This window comes from Staphylococcus coagulans, from assembly GCF_022557135.1.
Lineage (GTDB): Bacteria > Bacillota > Bacilli > Staphylococcales > Staphylococcaceae > Staphylococcus > Staphylococcus coagulans.
This window is the reverse complement of the sequence record NZ_CP092966.1, coordinates 1,083,360-1,101,843: the sequence shown is the minus strand read 5'-3', so window position 1 is coordinate 1,101,843 and position 18,484 is coordinate 1,083,360. Positions and strand designations below refer to the sequence as shown.

The following is an 18,484-nucleotide window of genomic DNA, read 5'->3' as shown; positions in this document are numbered from 1 at the left end:
ATTATTTCGCAACAATATTAACAAGTTTTTGCGGAACCGCAATCACTTTCTTAATCTCTTTACCCTCAATTGCTGTTTTTACACTGTCATTGGCCAATGCCATTTGTTCCATTTCTTCTTTTGACAGGTCTTTAGGAATTTCCACTTTCGCACGCACTTTGCCATTGACTTGTAACACAATCTCGACAACTGCTGCTTCAAGAAGGGATTCATCATAACTTGGCCATGGTTGATAAGTAATCGTTGTCTCATGTCCTAAAATTGACCACAATTCTTCCCCTAAATGTGGTGCAATCGGTGCTAACATTTTAACAAAACCTTCCACATAAGCACGAGAAATCGTCTCAGCCTTATAACAATCATTGATAAAGACCATTAATTGACTGATTGCTGTATTAAAATTAAGGGATTCAAAGTCTTCCGTTACTTTTTTAACTGTTTGATGATAAACATTTTGTAATGCCGGCGTATCATCATCAACGACTTTATCTGTTAATGTACCATCTTCATTTACAAATAAACGCCAAACGCGATCTAAAAAGCGACGTGAACCATCTAAACCTTTCTCACTCCAAGAGATTGAAGCTTCTAAAGGCCCCATGAACATTTCATAAAGTCGTAAAGTGTCTGCACCATGAGAAACAATAATATCGTCAGGATTTACAACGTTTCCTTTCGATTTACTCATTTTCTCATGACCTTCACCTAAAATCATACCTTGGTTAAATAATTTTTGGAATGGCTCTTTAGTTGGGACCACACCTAAATCATAAAGCACTTTATGCCAAAAACGCGCGTAGAGTAGGTGTAATACCGCATGTTCAACGCCACCAATATATAAATCAACAGGCAACCAATGTTTCAATTTTTCAGGGTCTGCTAACATTTGATCATTTTTAGGATCAATATAGCGTAAATAATACCAGCAACTTCCAGCCCATTGTGGCATTGTATTGGTTTCTCGACGCCCTTTCATCCCTGTTTCAGGATCTGTAACATTCACAAATGCGTCTATATTAGCTAATGGAGATTCACCTGTACCAGAAGGTTTGATTTGATCTGTTTTAGGAAGCAATAATGGTAATTCATTTTCTGGTACAGTTGACATTGAACCATCTTCCCAATGAATAATCGGAATCGGTTCACCCCAATAACGTTGACGACTAAACAACCAATCTCGAAGTTTATAATTAATTTTCTTTTCACCGACGCCTTTTTCTTCAAGGAGTTGAATCGCTTTCGCAATCGCATCTTCATTTTCAAGACCATTTAACGATTCAGAATGAATATGCGGACCATTACCCGTGTAGTAAGGTGTATCAGCGTCATTATCAATAACTGTTTTAACTGGTAAATTAAATGTCTCAGCAAATTCATAGTCACGTTCATCGTGTCCAGGTACAGCCATTACCGCGCCGGTACCATAAGAAGCAAGCACATAATCTGCAATCCAAATTGGAATTTGTTCGCCTGTCATCGGATGAATCGCATAAGCACCTGTAAACACACCCGTCTTTTCTTTTGCTAAATCCGTTCGCTCTAAATCAGATTTTTTACTCGCTTCGTATTGATATTTTTGGACAGCTTGCGATTGTTCAGTCGTTGTTATTTCATTGACTAATGCATGTTCAGGACTTAATACTAGGAAAGTAGCACCGTAAATAGTATCAGGTCGCGTCGTAAACACTTCAATCGCTTTTTCTGATTTCGCTTCTTTATAAATAACTTTGGCACCCTCTGAACGACCAATCCAATTTCGTTGCATGTCTTTAAGGGACTCTGGCCAATCCAGATCATCTAAGTCTTCCAATAAACGATCCGCATATTCTGTAATACGAAGCACCCATTGTTTCATAGGGCGACGTACAACAGGATGTCCGCCACGTTCAGATACGCCATCTACAACTTCTTCGTTTGATAGAACCGTACCTAATGCTTCACACCAGTTTACTGGGATTTCATCGATATAAGCTAAACCTTTTTTATACAATTGAATAAAAATCCATTGCGTCCATTTATAATAGTCTGGATCTGTTGTACTTAACTCACGATCCCAATCGTAACTAAAACCAAGCTCTTGGATTTGTCTTTTAAAAGTTTGGATGTTTGTACGCGTAAATTCTGCTGGATCATTACCCGTATCTAAAGCATATTGCTCTGCAGGTAAGCCAAACGCATCCCACCCCATTGGATGAAGCACATTGTAACCTTGCATTCTTTTATAACGTGACAAAATGTCAGTTGCAGTATAGCCCTCTGGATGCCCTACATGTAAGCCTGCTCCTGAAGGATATGGAAACATATCTAATGCATAAAATTTCTTTTGACCTAAATGATCTTCCGTTTTAAAAGTTTTGTTTTGTAACCAATACGTTTGCCACTTTTTTTCAATTTCTTGATGATTATAATTCACTACTAAATCCTCCTATTCATAAAAAAACATCTCGAACTATTCTTCAATGGTAAGGGACGACTCATGCCGCGGTACCACCCTTATTCACGCTAAACGTGCACTTCATAAAAATAGTTAGAGATGTTAATTATTATTTAATTACATTGGCAAGTTCACTTAATGTTTTCACTAGTTCGCACCACCACTAGCTCTCTTAAGAAATACAGTTAAGTTACTACTCCATTTTAATCACTTGAAAATAGTACAATTACACTCAATACTTCGTTATTAAAGAAACTTTGAGATGAAACCGTTAAAAACTATGCTTCCGATGACTTTAATCATTATCTATATTAAAAAAATTAACACAAATATGCAAGCCTCATTTTAGCATCGTTAATGATATAAAATCTTTGGATCCACTTTTCTATCATAGATAGATAAAAATATCATTGCGATAACTAACAATCCTATCATAGATAAAAACATCACTTGCATATTAAAGAGGTCTACTAATATCCCACCGATTAACGGTCCGAAAGCTTTGCCGACAGTAGAAGCTGAATTGACGATACCTTGATAGACACCTTGACGACCCTTTGGTGCTAACGCATTTGCTATCGTTGGTACAGCTGGCCATACAAACATTTCTGCAAACGTCATAATGACGATACCTACGACAAAAATTGAAAATGATTTGGCAAAGCTCGTCACCAAAAAGGATAATATAAAGACAAACAATCCGAAATATAATTGTTTTTTTAACTGTCCTTTGAAAAATTGAACGATTGGTGTAATTAAAGGTTGACCAATGAGTATCAAGACACCGTTAATAGTCCATAATAAACTATATTGACTCATAGAAATGCCGATACTTTGTGTAAATGAAGCAATCGTTGTTTGCCATTGAACATACGTAATCCAACAACAAGCAAACATGACACACAATAAAAGAAGTGCGTTAAAATGTTTTTTATTCTGCAGATGTGCAATTTCTTCAATCGTATCGTGTTGCTTAACCGTCGCATGATAATCCATGTTGAAATTAAATAGAGCGATGAAGAAAAATACAACATACATCGCAAGGTTTGCCATAAATATATAATTAAAGCTTAGTTCTGCTACGACACCGCCTAAAGCCGCCCCTAAAGCAACACCGATATTTTGGGCTAAATAAATGGCATTAAATGTTTGTCTCCCACCTTGTGGCCAAACAGCACCTGCCATTGCATAAATAGCCGGGATAATCATGCCGCCTCCAAATCCAAGCATAATGAGCCAAACTGCATACCATGGCCATCCGTGAAATAAATTCAATAGTAGGGTTGCACATAAGCTGATAACCGTACCCAACATAATCGTTCGATAGCCACCCAACTTATCAAATAAAGTTCCACCTAACAAATTACCCGCTATCATACCAAATGAATTCACCATTAATACAACACCGGCTGTACTTAACGATTTACCTAAAGCTTGACTCATATAAATCGTGTTGAGTGGCCATAAAAAACTCGCTCCCGTAATATTTATTGCCATACCAATTACAAGCCACCATATTTCTTTTGGCATTTTCATTGATGACACACTCCTTTTCTATCTAAATCACACTATAACACGATTAGTCTAAAATATGTTAAAATCTTGAAATACAGTTAATAAGAATTTTAACACAGTATCAAAAAATCCGTTTTAATTATGAATTTTGAAAGGACGATAATCATGGGGGTTTATTTTCCATATGCATTTGATCAAAAACGCTATCATACATTAAACTATCTTCTAAAAAATAAATTTAATCAAAAAATATTTAAAGTGGCATTCGATGCCGGCTTTGATTGTCCCAACCGAGATGGAACTGTCGCACATGGCGGTTGTACATTTTGTTCTGCTGCGGGTAGCGGAGACTTTGCGGGCAATCGTGTCGATCCAATAGAAGTACAATTCAAAGAAATAAAATCACGCATGCATGAAAAGTGGCGTGAAGGTCAGTATATTGCCTATTTCCAAGCATTTACTAATACACACGCCCCTGTAGATGTGCTCCGTGAAAAATTTGAAAGTGCTCTAAAACAACCGGGCGTCGTTGGTTTATCAATTGGTACACGTCCAGATTGTTTACCAGATGATGTTGTTGAATATTTAGCAGAGTTAAATCAACGTACATATTTATGGGTCGAACTGGGTCTCCAAACGGTCCACCAGTCTACGTCAGACTTAATCAATCGTGCACATGATATGAATTGCTACTATGAAGGTGTCGCTAAACTTAGAAAACATGATATCAATGTCTGCTCTCACATTATTAACGGTCTACCTGGTGAAGACTATGACATGATGATGGAGACTGCTAAAACTGTAGCACAAATGGATGTTCAAGGTATTAAGATTCACCTTCTCCATCTATTAAAAGGGACACCAATGGTAAAACAGTATGAAAAAGGGTTACTAACTTTTATGTCTAAATCAGAATACATTAGTTTAGTATGTGATCAACTTGAGCAACTGCCACCTGAAATGGTCGTTCATCGAATCACAGGCGATGGCCCTATTGATTTAATGATTGGACCAATGTGGAGTGTGAATAAATGGGAAGTATTGAATGATATTGATACTGAACTTGAAAGACGTGGTACAGTGCAAGGTCAATACTATGAAGCACAGGTACAACTATGATAGTTGAACGTATCCTCCCATTCGCAAAATCACTTATCCAAAGTCATATTTCACCAGAAAGCGTTGTGATCGATGCAACTTGTGGAAATGGTTATGACACGCTTTTTTTAGCACAGGCCGTCCCTTCTGGTCATGTATATGGATGTGACATTCAATCAACGGCAATTGAAAACACCGCAAAGAAAGTTGCCGGTTTTAAAAATGTGTCACTTTACCAAACGGGTCATGAAAAAATTACACAATTTATTTCAGAGAAACATCGTGATCGTATTCACGCTGCACTTTTTAATTTAGGTTATCTGCCTAAAGGAGATAAATCTATTGTCACACGGCCTTCAACGACAATTCAAGCGATAGAACATATTTTTGAACTTTTACAACCTCAAGGTATCATCGTGTTAGCAGTGTACCCTGGTCACGATGAAGGTTATGAAGAAAGTCAAGCGCTATTGCAATATTTAACAGCATTTGATCAGCAAAAAGCACATATCTTGAAGTACGAATTCATCAATCAACAAAATCGTCCCCCTTTTATTATAGGTATTGAAAAAAGATAAAACAAAAACTGGATTTAAGTCATTCTTTGGACTCAAATCCAGTTTTTTTATTATATATCGCAACCGTTTATAATAGAATTCAGTAAATCTTTTAAGTTTTGTTCTCGGTTTTCAATTTCGTTACACGCAAAGTTAATCAGTTCTTGTTTATCTTGTTCTTTTTCTTCATTAAAATGAATTATGACTGTTCTCTCATCATCAGATGGTCGTTCTTTTACTAACCATTTCAACTCTACAAGATTGTTGAAAGTTCTTGTCCGTCTGTACGTTTTGACTTTGACATAGTGATCCATATCTTTTAACGTCATTGACCCTTTATCCCAAAGTGTAAGTAAAATCAAAAATTCTTCTTTTGATAAATGATACTTTTCCTCAATCGCTTCAAAAATATATTCAACCTCTTTTTGAAGATTATCTAATAACACAATATCACTTACTTGATAGTTTTTCTTTTTAGCCATGATTAAGCCCCCATTCAATTAGACTGCCTATCATGAATCTTTACCCAAATTATTATAATTCAATCATAATGTATAAAAGTTTGATTTATTGGTAATAAATTAATTTTAAATCTTAAAATACCGACTGACATTTCTAGGTTTGTGGTTAACTTTCTATGATTTCTATCAAACCGAAAATATCATAGATGAATATAAATGTAAATTAAATATGTCATAGCCCAACATGCTTTTAGATGTGCATAAAAAATTTCCCGGTGTCTATGACGTGTTGGATATACAAAATAAGAAAGCACCTCAAAAATCGCTTAAATGATTTTTGGGGTGCTTTCTTTGGAGACTGAGAACTCATGTCCGAGTCTGTCTAATATTTAGTCTTGATTAATCAAAAAGATGTTCTATAGATTGTTGCATATTTTTTAAGATATTAACTGATTTTTCAAATTTTTCTTTTTCTTCTTCATTTAAAGGTGTTTCAACGATGCGTGTTGCACCTTCACCATTAATCACTGTTGGCACACCTGTATACACACCACTATGTCCGTACTCACCTTCTAGGTAGCTTGATACAGTTAAGACTGTATTTTGATTTCTCAATATTGCTTTTGAAATGTGCATTAATCCCATAGCTACACCATAATATGTTGCACCTTTTGCTTTGATAATATCGTATGCAGCATCACGTGTTTGTACGTAAATATCTTCAATTAGATGTGATTTTGAAGGATCCTTTTTCAATTCATCATAAATTGAAACACCTGCAATTGTTGCACTTGACCATACTGGAACTTCAGAATCACCGTGCTCACCAATAATATTCGCATGAACACTGCTTGGCGCTACGTCAAAAGCTTCACTAATTAAATGTTTAAAGCGTGCAGTATCTAAAATTGTGCCTGAACCGATGACTCTATGCTTAGGTAAACCAGAATATCTAAGCGTTACATAAGTTAAAATATCAACAGGATTAGCAGCAATAAGGAAAATACCATCGAAACCACTGTCCATAATGGAAGTGATAATATCTTTATAAATTTTAGCATTTTTCTCTACAAGGTCTAATCGTGTTTCACCGACTTTTTGTGGAGCACCTGCGCAAATCACAATAAGATCAGCGTCACCACAATCGCTATATTCACCTGCTTTAACTTTTACAGGTGATTCAGCATAAGGCGCGCCGTGATTTAAATCAAGTACATCACCAAGTACTTTGTCTTTATTAATGTCGATAATGACTAATTCATCAGCGACGCCTTGACTTACCATTGTAAATGCATAACTCGCGCCAACTGCGCCATTACCAACTAATACGACTTTGTTACTGTTTTTTCCCATTGAAAAACACGCTCCTATTTTGCAAATTTATATTCATCACAATATTTGTGATTCTTTTCACATATAATCTACCATGTTTATCACAATATTTCAATAAAAATTTTTAGTAATGCAAAGAGAAATTATTTTCCATTGTATGTAAAATGTTTAAAATAATTACTTAATACTATTTTCGTCATCGATTAAATATCCTGCTGTAAAAACTTTATTATTTAAAAAGCTAAGGATATAACGCATAACGGCTTCGCGTTCAGGCTCATTATGAATTTCATGCGCTAAACCTTCCCACGCTTTAAAATAAAGTTCATCGTAACTGAGATTATTCACAAATTGATAAGTTACTTTTGTATCTGAAATCACATCTTCTGTACCATACATGACGCACATCGGAATGCGCATGAATTGATCCATATGATCCGCAGTTTCTTTCATTGTTCTGATAACTTCTTTGTACCAATGGTAGCTTACTTTCTTTAACATCATTGCATCATTTAATGTTTCCTCTTGAACTTCAGGATTTCGAGTCAAATCAGTTACTTGAAAACCGAGATCAAATTTTGCACTTTTAGAGACATCACCTATGTTCGCTGTTAAGAAATTTTTACGTGTCTTATTACTATTATGAAAAGCCATTAATGGGGAAATTAAAATCAATCCTTCAATATCAAGTTGCACTTTTTCTAATAGATTGACACAAATGAGTCCACCTAATCCGACCCCAATAATAAATGTAGGAAGATGATACGCTTCTGCAATTTCAATCCACTCAACTACCCGTTCTTGATAGATTTCAAAGCTTTCGATTTGCCCCTTATTCATACGTGACGTTTGTCCTTGCCCAGGTAAATCGCCCATAATCACATGATAACCATTACGCTTTAAATGTGTAATGACATAGGCGTATCTTCCTGTATGTTCTAACATATTATGAACAATAACGATGACGCCTTTAGCTTTACTATCTGTTTCCCATTTCCACATACAACATTACCCTTCCTTTACGTTCTTTTTTTTATTATAGCGTGATTTTATTCGTGTTTGCGAATAAAAAGGAAATCATAAAAACAGGATAGAAATCTACATGAGACGTAAATTTTCTATCCTGTTGATGTGAGTCACTGATGAATATAAAAAAAAGCGCGTGTGACTTTAAATATTTACTATGATGTTGCTCTTTCCATCGTTAAGATAATTTAAAAGTTTTACGTATGAATGGTAAACGTAATAATAAAATTGCTAAAAGTAATTCATAAAAAGTTGGGAAAAATTTTGCGACTAACATTAAGAAAAATTGACCAACCAGTGAGCCATCTCCTTGAGAAACATTAAAATGCGCTATAATGCCAGCATCAATAAGATTTAATCCTATAATTACAACAGCTACTAGCCACATTCGGTGTGTAAGCACCCCCACAATTAATCCAATCAGAACTAAAATAATAAGTTCAAAAACAAAGTACTGTACAAACGTATCTAACTGCGTCCCAAATATATAAAATGCCATATCTCTAAACATGTCATAATCTCCCTTAAAAAGATTTCACTCTTATTTTAACATGCACATACCGATTGAAATTTTAAGATATCGTAAAGTTTCAATTGTGGACTTTACATTACGTTAATATTTGACGCTGTTTACTTTTTAAAGCACATCTTTACAACATATTCACACCTACTTGATAATCGTATGATACGTTTTAGTTGAAAATAAATTTAAATTGAAGGTGTCGTTAATGAAAATCATCGTTAAATGTGTGATTAGTTTATTGTTTTTGCTTATGATGCCCCTCTTTTTAGCACTAGCACAAGAACCGATTGATACTGATTTACAGAAACCACCACTCACCGCTTCACAAAATTTACCATCTTAGCCACAAGAAACAAATAAAAAATTTAAATATTCATAATTCTAAAAGAAAAATACGCGCTAAAATTGTAATTATGCACTATGAAAACGTTTTCTTCCATTATCTGTTCATGATACACTATCATTATGACAATGAACAAAGGATATGGGAGGAATTAAAATGAGCTTAATCAAAAACTTTTTTATTACACTATCAAACAATGCTTATTTAAATTCATTAGCAAAAACTGTAGGACCTTCATTAGGTGCAAATAGAGTTGTTGCTGGTAATACGATAGAAGAGGTTGTCGCTACGATTAAGAAATTAAACGACAAAAATATCGCAGCAACAGTCGATAATCTGGGTGAGTTTGTAAATAATGAGCGAGATGCAATTGCAGCTAAAGAAAATATATTAAAAGTTATGGATGCGATTCACGAAAATCAACTCAACGCGCATATGTCGGTTAAGCTCAGCCAGTTAGGTAGTGAATTTAATCGTGCCTTATGTTTTGAAAACATTGAAGAAATTGTTTCGAAAGCAAATAGCTATGATCATATGCATATTAACATCGATACAGAAAAGTATGATAGCCTTTTCGATATTACACAAACTTTAGATCGATTAAAATCTAATTATTCAAATATTGGAACAGTGATTCAAGCATACTTATTTAAAGCAGATGTACTCATCGATAAATATCCTGAACTCCGCTTACGCCTAGTAAAAGGTGCCTATAAAGAATCACCACATATCGCCTATCAAACTAAGGAAGAAATTGATCAAAATTATATTCGACTTATCGAAAAAAGATTGTTAAATTCTAAAAGTTTCACTTCAATTGCTACTCATGATCACAAAATAATTAACCATGTTAAAAAATTTGTTGAGGACAATCATATTGATAAATCTCAATTCGAATTTCAAATGTTGTATGGATTTAGAAGCGATTTAGCAGAGGCGATTGCAAAGGAAGGATATAATTTTACGATTTATGTCCCTTATGGTGATGATTGGTTTGGTTACTTTATGCGACGATTAGCAGAAAGACCTCAAAACCTAACATTAGCCTTCAAAGAATTTGTTAAACCAAAAGCCCTACTCTCTATAGGGGCAATTGGACTCGCAGTCGGAACATTATTTAAGCTATTAAAAAATAAATAAAATTGTTTGACGCTCATGTCAATTTTAACAAGCCACAACATGCCTTAATCATAGCTGTTGTGGCTTCTATTTATTGATATCACGTTAACAAAACGGTGTGGTCGCCTATATTGATATCGTGTCTTAGCACCACTCCAAATTATCATTTTCAATTATAAAAAATTTGTAATCGCTACGAAATTGAAACACGCGAACTATATTTCATTAAAACTGTTTCAGTAAGTTAGCCATTTCTATTGCGCCTACTGCAACTTCTGCACCTTTGTTACCTGCTTTTGTACCTGCACGTTCAATTGCTTGCTCAATATTTTCAGTTGTTAAAACACCAAATATTACAGGAATACCTGTATCATCTCCCGCTTTAGCTATGCCTTTAGCAGCCTCATTACAAACATAATCATAATGAGATGTTGCACCGCGAATCACGCAGCCAAGCGTAATTACCGCATCATATTTTTGAGTTTGTGCCATTTTTTTGGCCACAATTGGAAGTTCAAATGCCCCCGGTACATAAGCAATATCAATATCGTCAGCTTCGACTTGGTGGCGTTTTAAAGCATCAAGCGCACCTTCAACTAAGCGACCAGTGATAAAATCATTAAAGCGACTTACGACAATTCCTATTTTTAAACCTTTACCTATAAGTTGACCTTCAAATTTCATTTTTTGTACCTCCTATATTTAAATCATATGCCCCATTTGTGTTTTTTTGACATGCATATAATCATGATTGTGTTCATTTTCTTCAGCTATGAGTGGAATTCTCTTACCAATTTGAATACCATAGCGTTTTAATCCATGAAATTTTTCTGGATTATTACTCAATAAATGCACATGATCTACATTAAAGTGTCTTAGCATCTGTGCAGCGATATCGTATTCCCTTAAATCTGGTTCAAAACCTAACGCTTCATTAGCGGAAACCGTATTATAGCCTTGCTCAATCAGTTCATACGCTTTTAATTTATTCATTAAGCCAATGCCTCTACCTTCTTGGGGTAAGTATAAAATCATACCACCATGTTGTTCAATATAGGCCATTGCTGCTTCAAGTTGATCTCCACAATCACAGCGTGCACTATGAAAAATATCTCCTGTAGCACAAGCAGAATGAATACGTACATTCATCGTTGGGTGAATTTCACCCTTAACAATAGCTAAATGTTCGGTACCATCTATATTAGAAGTAAATCCATACATATCAAAAGTACCAAATCGCGTAGGTAACTTAACTTTCGCTTGCTCAGTTATGATTTTGCGATTCACTTTAATGTATCCAACAAGATCCTCAATAGAAATCATTTTCAATTGATGCATCTCTTTGAACTGGTCAAGTTGCGGGCCTTTAGCCATTGTTCCATCTTCATTCATAATTTCACAAATTAATCCTGCAGGTGTGGCACCTGTTAACCGTGCTAAATCAGTTGTGGCTTCTGTATGACCACGACGTTCTAAAACACCATGCTTTTTTGCAATCAACGGAAATAAATGGCCCGGTTGATTAAAGGTATATTGGTCCATTTGTTCATCGATTAAAGCACGCGCAGTATGCATCCTTTCATAAGCGCTAATCCCAGTGGTCGATTGAATATGGTCAATACTTTGTGTAAAAGCAGTGCCATGCGGATCATTATTGTGTTTAACCATTCCATCCAATCCTGCTTTTTCAGCGATTTCTTTTGTGATAGGTGCACATATAAGTCCTCTTCCATGTTTAGTCATAAAATTAATGGTGTCATCGTGCATCCACTCCGTTATAGCAACGAGGTCGCCTTCATTTTCACGATCTTCATCGTCTACAACAATAATCATTTCTCCATTTTTTAAAGCTCTGAGCGCTTCATCAATTGTATCTAATTTCATTACTTACGCCTCCATTAAAATCCTGCTTTCAGCAAATCTTCCATTGATAAGTCTGATTTTTGTGTTGTTATCGATTGGACATATTTAAATAACATGTCCGTCTCTAAATGAACAGGATCTCCTTGTTTCTTCGTAGATAAAGTTGTAGATTTTCTTGTTTCTGGAATTAAATGAATGTCAAAAGCATGAGGGTGCTTTTTAAAAATCGTTAAACTGATACCGTCAACAGCAATAGAGCCTTGTGAAATCATTTGTTCCATTAAATGAGTAGGTGCTTCAATCGTATAAATCCATTCATTTTGTGATGATTGAATTTGTTTGATACGACCTTTCCCGTCTACATGGCCTTGCACAAAGTGACCTCCTAAGCGGCCAGTTGCTAATAACGCGCGCTCAAGATTGACTTTATCTCCTGTCTTAAGTTCAGCAAGATATGTTTTATTTTCAGTACCTAAAATAACTTCCACTGAAAAACTGTGTGCATTAAAAGTAGTTACCGTTAAGCACGTGCCGTTGACACTTATTGAATCACCAATATGCATATCCGTTAATATATGTTGACACTGTATAGTCAGTTCAGTTGTGGGATTTTGCTTTTGAATTTTTTCAATTGTACCTATTTCTTCAACGATACCTGTGAACATGGATTCACTTCCTCTTCATTCGTAATTTCATGTCGGTATCTATTATTTCACTGTGTACAATTTCAAATTGTGGTAGTTGGTCTAAAGGCATTACATCATTTGTTTGATAAAATTGATATTTACCTTGACCACCTATGATTTTCGGGGCTAAATATAGGATGAAGTTTGTCACATCAAGTGACGCTAAAAATTGTGATGTCACGTTCGGTCCGGCTTCAACAAGTATCCGACCGAAACCTTTTTGAAATAAATCTTTTAATATAAAATCAACATTTAATTGATTCGCTTTAATAATATGAATATGGTCTTCTGTCGATGTTAAACTATGGTTTTCGGTATAAATATAAATCGGTGTCGTTTCATCTTTAAAGAGTTGCGCATTCCAATTTACGTCACCAGAACGCGAAAGAATGACCTTTGCCGGATGATGTCCATCTTCGATACGCGTTGTCAAACTTGGATTATCTTTGCGAAGCGTCCCATTACCAGTGATAATAGCATCATGATTATGCCTCAAATTAAAAACATCTTGCTTCACAGCTTTTGAAGTAATCCACTGACTCTCTTCAAGATCTGTAGCTTGTTTGCCATCTAAACTTGCACTGACTTTGACAGTTACAATAGGTCGTCCCTCTGATTTACTTTTGAAAAAGTCAGCATATAAATCCAAGGCTTGTTTCATCGGACGGTATTCTACATCAATACCCGCTTCCACCATCATTTGGTGACCCGCTGTATCTAAAGTGATGTCTTTAGCTGCGTATACCACCTTTTTAATCCCTGTGTCGATGATTCTTTTGGCACAAGGCGGTGTACTTCCATAATGAGAACAAGGCTCTAATGATACATAAATCGATGCATCTTTTACATTTGCTTCACCAGCCATATCAATGGCTTGAATTTCAGCATGTTTGTCGCCTTTTCTCAAATGTGCGCCTAATCCAATGATTCTACCGTTTTTAACAACAACAGCGCCTACAGGAGGATTCGTTCCTGTTTGGCCGTTGACCATTTGTGCGAGTTGTATTGCTTGTTCTAAATAATTTTCCAATCTTTCACCTCAATAAAAAAACCACTCGTTTAAAATCGAGTAGTGGGAATTAGAAATCGCTATCTCTTTAAAGACAGTCGGATTCATATATCATTTGGTACGACAAATAAGCTTCACAATACTTTGTGAAATTGCCATACCTATTCTTCCTCCCATCCAGACTTTAACTGTCGGCTCTAGATTCTCACTAGATCAGCCATATCGCTTTGCAATATGGGTCGCAGGCTTTAATTTACTGCCGGTTGGGAATTTCACCCAGCCCCGAAAGAATATATGAAATTGTATTGAGTATAAAAGATACGCATGGACTGTCAAAGCCCATGCGTCTATATTACCGTAACTTTTTAAATTTTACAATTGTTTGAATATAAAATCAGGAATTAAACTTATTCTATAAAAATCATTTTTACATAATAATATAGCTTTTTAAAACTATGCCCTGCCAATGTATAACAATCATATTGACTCTTTGAAGAAAGTAGACACAATCTTCTTGACAAAACAGACGAATCATATTGTCATCTTTTAAGTTGGACAACTTATTTTTTCTTTTTCTTTTTCTTCTTTTTATCTTTTTTCTTTTTTTGCGCCTTTTTCTGTGCTTTCTTTTTCTCTTTATCAAGTGCTTTTTTAGCTTTATAGGTGTCATATAAATTGTCGACAGCTCTTACTGCTTGTTGAACAATCATTGTGACACCGTTGCGCTCAAAATTGACACCATTGGTAATTTGACCAATTGCTCTTAAATTGCGCAATGTACCATACAATGGACTAATCACTTCATTTGTCGACGGTACAATTTGAATTCCTCCCATTGGATGCGGTTGTATAATTTCTCGATTCGCAACATCCAACAATAAGGCATCGTCATCATCTAACTGACTCAAATGTTTTTTCGGACCCGTAGCATTGATGACAATATCCACTTTTAATTCATCCTCTTTATTTTTAAAGGCAAGTCGGTATTTACCATAATATTGGCGTACATTTTCGAGTCCGGATAATATTTCTAAATCACCAGCTTTAATTGCGTCAATCAACAATAAAGCTGTTTCTCTCGGCATCGGATTTGTATTTTCTTTTAAATATCTATGGTACTTAGATATAAATTGTGTTTGACCTTCACGACTCAAACTGTTCCAAATCCAATCCATATTTTCTTTTAATGCCTCAAACACACTCTGCAAAGCCCCTAATTCTTCAGGGTGATTCAAGTCATAATTTAAATCACGGATCGCATCATACTTTCGACGTTTAAGTAGTTTTTGAAGTGGAATCTCTCGCGCTTCACATTCTTTTTTAAATAATTCCACCGCATCTTCTAATGGAACCACACCCATATTTTCTGCTTTTAACTGGTCAAAATTTTCAAGTGTAAGATATTTGAATTCAATCGTTTGCATCTCACCCCGGACACTTGGCAACTTACCACCGCGACTCGCCATAATAATAGGCTTTTTCTGATGATGAGACAATGTATATCGAATGACGTCTAAACTTGCCAGACCCGTACCGATTATGGCGATTGTGTCATCTTTTTTAACTTCTGACAGTGTTTGATTAGCCGGGTAAGGCGCTTGAATATACCCTTTTTGACCTTTGAGTTGGTATGGATCGTGATATGACATCGTACCAATTGTAAAAAACACATAGTCATAGTCTTTACAAGATTCCACTTCATCATCGGTACATACAATGATTCGCTTAGGAATAATTTCATTGGCTTGCTCTTCAATATACATATGTTTAACTTCTTTTTTAATTACATTTACATTGTCGAATTCATGATCAAATTGTTCTAAATAGCTTTTCATGTAATGACCAAATACATAACGCGGTAAGTAGTCCGCATCACCGTAATTAAAAGTATCTTGTTCGTTATACCATTCTCTAAATTCTAAAATATTATCTATATTCAATGACAACATATCAACTGGTACATTGATGAGCAAATCCTCACTATCATTTTGAAAGGGCTTGCCTTGTCCCATATTTTCCTCGTTATCATAAATATCTAATTGAATTTTCTTAAAATGCTTATATTTAACTAATTGTCTGAGCACACTCACACCTGCTGTGCCCATTCCTATAATGGCTACTCTCATCTTACATCATCCTTATTTTAAGTATCTCACTCAAATTCATTATACCCTTAATAATAAGAAATAATGAAAAAACGTTATTTTTATATCCAATTGTGATAAAGAACAATAAAAAAATTACTATGGTATAATAATCTCACAAGATATTTTTACCCTTTTTGTTTAATTGAAGTATGATATTAATATTCGGAGGCTTTGTCATCGTGTATAAAAAATTGGCTTTATTTATGTTAAGTTTGATTATTTTGTCTGGTTGTTCACTTCCCGGTTTAGGTGGAACTTCAAAAGATAGTGTAAAAATTACGGCTCTATCAACAAGTGAATCACAAATTATGGCTCACATGGTCCGCCTTAAAATCGAGCATGATACAAAAGGAAAAATCAAACCCGCAATCATTAATAATTTGGGCTCTAGTACGATTCAACATAATGCTTTAATCAACGGAGATGGAAATATTTCTTCGACTCGTTATACGGGTACGGATCTTGTCGGTGCATTAGAAATGGATCCAATCAAAAACCCTAAAAAAGCAATGGCGATTACACAAAAAGAATTTGAAAAACGTTTCCATCAAACTTGGTTTGACTCTTACGGATTTGAAAATACATTTGCATTTATGGTCACTAAAGAAACAGCGCGTAAGTATCATCTAAAAAATGTATCAGATTTAAAAAAACATAGCGATGAACTGCGTTTAGGGACAGATAGTACTTGGATTAAACGTGCCGGTGATGGATACCCTGCTTTTACAAAAGCATATGGCTTTGATTTTGATACAATCCGGCCGATGCAAATTGGTTTAGTGTACGATGCTTTAAAAAATAAAAAATTGGATGTTGCATTAGGATATACTACTGATGGTCGAATTTCAGCCTATGATCTTGTTGTTTTGAATGATGATAAACACTTCTTCCCACCTTATGACGCTAGTGTCGTTGCAACGGATCAAATTTTAAAAACACATCCTGAACTGAAAAAGTCTTTAAAAGATTTATCGGGTAAAATCAATACGAAACAAATGCAAAAATTGAATTATGAGGCTGATGGAGAAGGAAAAGAATCTGCTGTCGTCGCAGAAGATTTCTTAAAAGCCCATCATTATTTTGAACATTAATTACGCCAATGTTTAATAACTAAACGGAAAATGAAATTGAACAAACTTATAATAGCGTGAGGTGATTGATTTTGATTAAAAAAATAGGTAAAGTGCTCATTTTAACAATTGCATTCTTTTTTTTATTAGGGCGTCGTAACAAAGCGGAATAATGGGACATCGACCATATAAACACATATATAAAGCAACTTTGAAATTCATATACACTTTCTTCCTAGAGATAGCACATAAATAAAGCGGAACAGAAACCTACACATAAGTGTTCGCGTTCTGTTCCGCTTTATTGTATTGATAATCGTATATTCTGTAATTCTCTATAAACTAGTAATTTTTACCATCTTGATGTTTTTTGTCATCTTTATAAACATACCAGTTAAAATATTTACCTTCTGTTTTCATATCTTTGTAAAAATCTGCCATAATGACGGCGTTACTTTTCGCCCAATTAATATCTGTTGCATATTGATGTTCTCCAGGATTTTTAGGATTCCATCTCATACTGTATAACGTATTCTGATTTGGGTTTGATAAGTAATGATCGTGGATAAATTCTGCGCCACCATAAATCGCTTTTTCTGGCGTATCCCAGCCTTTTTTCTTCGCATATTTAGCGCCCGTTTTAATCGGGTCTTCATCGAGTGCCCCAACACCGTAAAAATTATAATACTTTTTACCGTCAATTTCGACACCATTCGACAGCTCTGACATAACCGAGCCAGTCTCTAACAATGCGTGTGAAATTAAGTAAACTTCATTCACTTGTTTTTCTTTAGCAGCATTTAAAAAATCATCCGTATGTGCCAATAATGTTGGATGATTTCTCAACATTCTTTTAATTCTATTTTTATCAATACCTTGATATTTCGACAAATTTAAAAATTGATACCTCTGTCTCTTGTCGTCCATAAACACCGAACTATCCATCGCATCGCGAATTTCTGAATCAGATGCGTCACGCCAATTCGTATGATTTTTATTTGAAACTTGTTGACTAGTATAGTTGTCAATTTGTTTCTTCGCTGCCTTATCAAGTGTTACATCTAGTTTCTCAACCTGCTCTACTTGATTAACATATTTAAAAAAGATTTGATCTTTAATCATGCTAAAAAAGAAAAAACCTGCAATAACAAAAATAATAAAAGACGCTATTACAGCAATTATCGAGCCATTTTTGTGCTTTCTCATAAACACACCTCTTCAGAATGTTTCATTTTAATTCATATATTTATTTTATCCGCTTGAATTCAAATTTTACCACCTTCAATGCATCTATACAACGA

The 18,484-nt window shown here is 35.0% G+C and carries 17 protein-coding genes, 1 riboswitch and 1 other annotated feature; of the genes, 5 read left to right on the top strand and 12 right to left on the bottom strand.

Going from position 1 to position 18,484, the window contains the following annotated elements:
* Position 1: 1 nt before the first annotated feature.
* Together leuS and KM149_RS05215 are read right to left on the bottom strand one after the other, a co-directional pair.
* A complete protein-coding gene (gene leuS, locus KM149_RS05220) occupies positions 2–2,413 on the bottom strand; it encodes a leucine--tRNA ligase (RefSeq protein WP_214970119.1) in 2,412 nt (803 codons plus the stop codon).
* Positions 2,414–2,462: 49 nt separating this feature from the next.
* Positions 2,463–2,650, bottom strand: a binding site (T-box leader).
* 138 nt (positions 2,651–2,788) lie between these two features.
* Positions 2,789–3,970: an MDR family MFS transporter gene (locus KM149_RS05215; RefSeq protein WP_165545615.1), complete on the bottom strand. Its 1,182-nt coding sequence runs from the start codon at positions 3,968–3,970 to the stop codon at positions 2,789–2,791.
* A 144-nt stretch (positions 3,971–4,114) separates the two neighbouring features.
* On the opposite strand from KM149_RS05215, the gene mnmL reads away from it, so the two are divergent.
* Positions 4,115–5,068 carry a tRNA modification radical SAM protein MnmL/YtqA gene (gene mnmL, locus KM149_RS05210; RefSeq protein ID WP_214970121.1) on the top strand — a complete coding sequence of 318 codons (954 nt, stop codon included), beginning with the start codon at positions 4,115–4,117 and terminating at the stop codon, positions 5,066–5,068.
* Entirely contained in the window at positions 5,065–5,625 is a 561-nt protein-coding gene (gene mnmM, locus KM149_RS05205; RefSeq protein ID WP_214970124.1) for a tRNA 5-(aminomethyl)-2-thiouridylate-methyltransferase MnmM, read from the top strand. Before mnmL ends, mnmM begins: the two co-directional genes overlap by 4 nt.
* A gap of 50 nt (positions 5,626–5,675) precedes the next feature.
* On the opposite strand, the gene KM149_RS05200 is transcribed toward mnmM, so the two are convergent.
* The 4 genes from KM149_RS05200 to KM149_RS05185 all read right to left on the bottom strand — a co-directional run bounded on the left by KM149_RS05200 (position 5,676) and on the right by KM149_RS05185 (position 8,934).
* On the bottom strand, positions 5,676–6,086 hold the full coding sequence (locus KM149_RS05200; RefSeq protein ID WP_182280330.1) for a transcriptional regulator, SarA/Rot family: 411 nt from the start codon (positions 6,084–6,086) through the stop codon (positions 5,676–5,678).
* 378 nt (positions 6,087–6,464) lie between these two features.
* Positions 6,465–7,418, bottom strand: a complete 954-nt coding sequence (locus KM149_RS05195) for an L-lactate dehydrogenase (RefSeq protein ID WP_165545617.1) — start codon at positions 7,416–7,418, stop codon at positions 6,465–6,467.
* 156 nt (positions 7,419–7,574) lie between these two features.
* Complete coding sequence (locus KM149_RS05190) at positions 7,575–8,399, bottom strand: alpha/beta fold hydrolase (RefSeq protein ID WP_214970127.1); 825 nt, start codon at positions 8,397–8,399, stop codon at positions 7,575–7,577.
* A 202-nt stretch (positions 8,400–8,601) separates the two neighbouring features.
* Positions 8,602–8,934, bottom strand: coding sequence for a hypothetical protein (locus KM149_RS05185; RefSeq protein WP_050330636.1), 333 nt, complete (start codon positions 8,932–8,934; stop codon positions 8,602–8,604).
* Positions 8,935–9,151: 217 nt separating this feature from the next.
* On the opposite strand from KM149_RS05185, the gene KM149_RS05180 reads away from it, so the two are divergent.
* Together KM149_RS05180 and KM149_RS05175 are read left to right on the top strand one after the other, a co-directional pair.
* Positions 9,152–9,289, top strand: coding sequence for a hypothetical protein (locus KM149_RS05180; protein ID WP_165545618.1), 138 nt, complete (start codon positions 9,152–9,154; stop codon positions 9,287–9,289).
* Between the two features lie 156 nt (positions 9,290–9,445).
* Positions 9,446–10,429: a proline dehydrogenase family protein gene (locus tag KM149_RS05175; protein ID WP_214970130.1), complete on the top strand. Its 984-nt coding sequence runs from the start codon at positions 9,446–9,448 to the stop codon at positions 10,427–10,429.
* 204 nt (positions 10,430–10,633) lie between these two features.
* Here KM149_RS05175 and ribH read toward each other — a convergent pair whose 3' ends face one another.
* The 5 genes from ribH to KM149_RS05150 all read right to left on the bottom strand — a co-directional run bounded on the left by ribH (position 10,634) and on the right by KM149_RS05150 (position 16,092).
* Positions 10,634–11,092, bottom strand: a complete 459-nt coding sequence (gene ribH / locus KM149_RS05170) for a 6,7-dimethyl-8-ribityllumazine synthase (RefSeq protein ID WP_050345483.1) — start codon at positions 11,090–11,092, stop codon at positions 10,634–10,636.
* 18 nt (positions 11,093–11,110) lie between these two features.
* Complete coding sequence (gene ribB / locus KM149_RS05165) at positions 11,111–12,292, bottom strand: 3,4-dihydroxy-2-butanone-4-phosphate synthase (RefSeq protein WP_165545620.1); 1,182 nt, start codon at positions 12,290–12,292, stop codon at positions 11,111–11,113.
* Positions 12,293–12,306: 14 nt separating this feature from the next.
* Complete coding sequence (locus tag KM149_RS05160; protein WP_050330632.1) at positions 12,307–12,936, bottom strand: riboflavin synthase; 630 nt, start codon at positions 12,934–12,936, stop codon at positions 12,307–12,309.
* Positions 12,937–12,940: 4 nt separating this feature from the next.
* Positions 12,941–13,987: a bifunctional diaminohydroxyphosphoribosylaminopyrimidine deaminase/5-amino-6-(5-phosphoribosylamino)uracil reductase RibD gene (ribD, locus tag KM149_RS05155; RefSeq protein ID WP_214970133.1), complete on the bottom strand. Its 1,047-nt coding sequence runs from the start codon at positions 13,985–13,987 to the stop codon at positions 12,941–12,943.
* A gap of 140 nt (positions 13,988–14,127) precedes the next feature.
* Positions 14,128–14,260: riboswitch (FMN riboswitch) on the bottom strand.
* Positions 14,261–14,526: 266 nt separating this feature from the next.
* Positions 14,527–16,092 carry an FAD/NAD(P)-binding protein gene (locus KM149_RS05150; RefSeq protein WP_165545622.1) on the bottom strand — a complete coding sequence of 522 codons (1,566 nt, stop codon included), beginning with the start codon at positions 16,090–16,092 and terminating at the stop codon, positions 14,527–14,529.
* Positions 16,093–16,316: 224 nt separating this feature from the next.
* Between KM149_RS05150 and KM149_RS05145 the strand changes: the two genes are divergently transcribed.
* Positions 16,317–17,204, top strand: coding sequence for an osmoprotectant ABC transporter substrate-binding protein (locus tag KM149_RS05145; protein ID WP_241415584.1), 888 nt, complete (start codon positions 16,317–16,319; stop codon positions 17,202–17,204).
* 321 nt (positions 17,205–17,525) lie between these two features.
* Here the strand turns inward: KM149_RS05145 and sagB are convergent, their stop codons facing one another.
* Positions 17,526–18,389, bottom strand: a complete 864-nt coding sequence (gene sagB, locus KM149_RS05140; protein WP_214970136.1) for a peptidoglycan release complex glucosaminidase SagB — start codon at positions 18,387–18,389, stop codon at positions 17,526–17,528.
* Positions 18,390–18,484 lie beyond the last annotated feature (95 nt).

Coding starts and splice junctions, on each gene's coding strand:
- KM149_RS05215 (WP_165545615.1), bottom strand. CDS start 3,970: ATGAAAATGCCAAAAGAAATATGGTGGCTTGTAATTGGTATGGCAATA.
- mnmL (WP_214970121.1), top strand. CDS start 4,115: ATGGGGGTTTATTTTCCATATGCATTTGATCAAAAACGCTATCATACA.
- mnmM (WP_214970124.1), top strand. CDS start 5,065: ATGATAGTTGAACGTATCCTCCCATTCGCAAAATCACTTATCCAAAGT.
- KM149_RS05200 (WP_182280330.1), bottom strand. CDS start 6,086: ATGGCTAAAAAGAAAAACTATCAAGTAAGTGATATTGTGTTATTAGAT.
- KM149_RS05195 (WP_165545617.1), bottom strand. CDS start 7,418: ATGGGAAAAAACAGTAACAAAGTCGTATTAGTTGGTAATGGCGCAGTT.
- KM149_RS05190 (WP_214970127.1), bottom strand. CDS start 8,399: ATGTGGAAATGGGAAACAGATAGTAAAGCTAAAGGCGTCATCGTTATT.
- KM149_RS05185 (WP_050330636.1), bottom strand. CDS start 8,934: ATGTTTAGAGATATGGCATTTTATATATTTGGGACGCAGTTAGATACG.
- KM149_RS05180 (WP_165545618.1), top strand. CDS start 9,152: ATGAAAATCATCGTTAAATGTGTGATTAGTTTATTGTTTTTGCTTATG.
- KM149_RS05175 (WP_214970130.1), top strand. CDS start 9,446: ATGAGCTTAATCAAAAACTTTTTTATTACACTATCAAACAATGCTTAT.
- ribH (WP_050345483.1), bottom strand. CDS start 11,092: ATGAAATTTGAAGGTCAACTTATAGGTAAAGGTTTAAAAATAGGAATT.
- ribB (WP_165545620.1), bottom strand. CDS start 12,292: ATGAAATTAGATACAATTGATGAAGCGCTCAGAGCTTTAAAAAATGGA.
- KM149_RS05160 (WP_050330632.1), bottom strand. CDS start 12,936: ATGTTCACAGGTATCGTTGAAGAAATAGGTACAATTGAAAAAATTCAA.
- KM149_RS05150 (WP_165545622.1), bottom strand. CDS start 16,092: ATGAGAGTAGCCATTATAGGAATGGGCACAGCAGGTGTGAGTGTGCTC.
- KM149_RS05145 (WP_241415584.1), top strand. CDS start 16,317: ATGTTAAGTTTGATTATTTTGTCTGGTTGTTCACTTCCCGGTTTAGGT.
- sagB (WP_214970136.1), bottom strand. CDS start 18,389: ATGAGAAAGCACAAAAATGGCTCGATAATTGCTGTAATAGCGTCTTTT.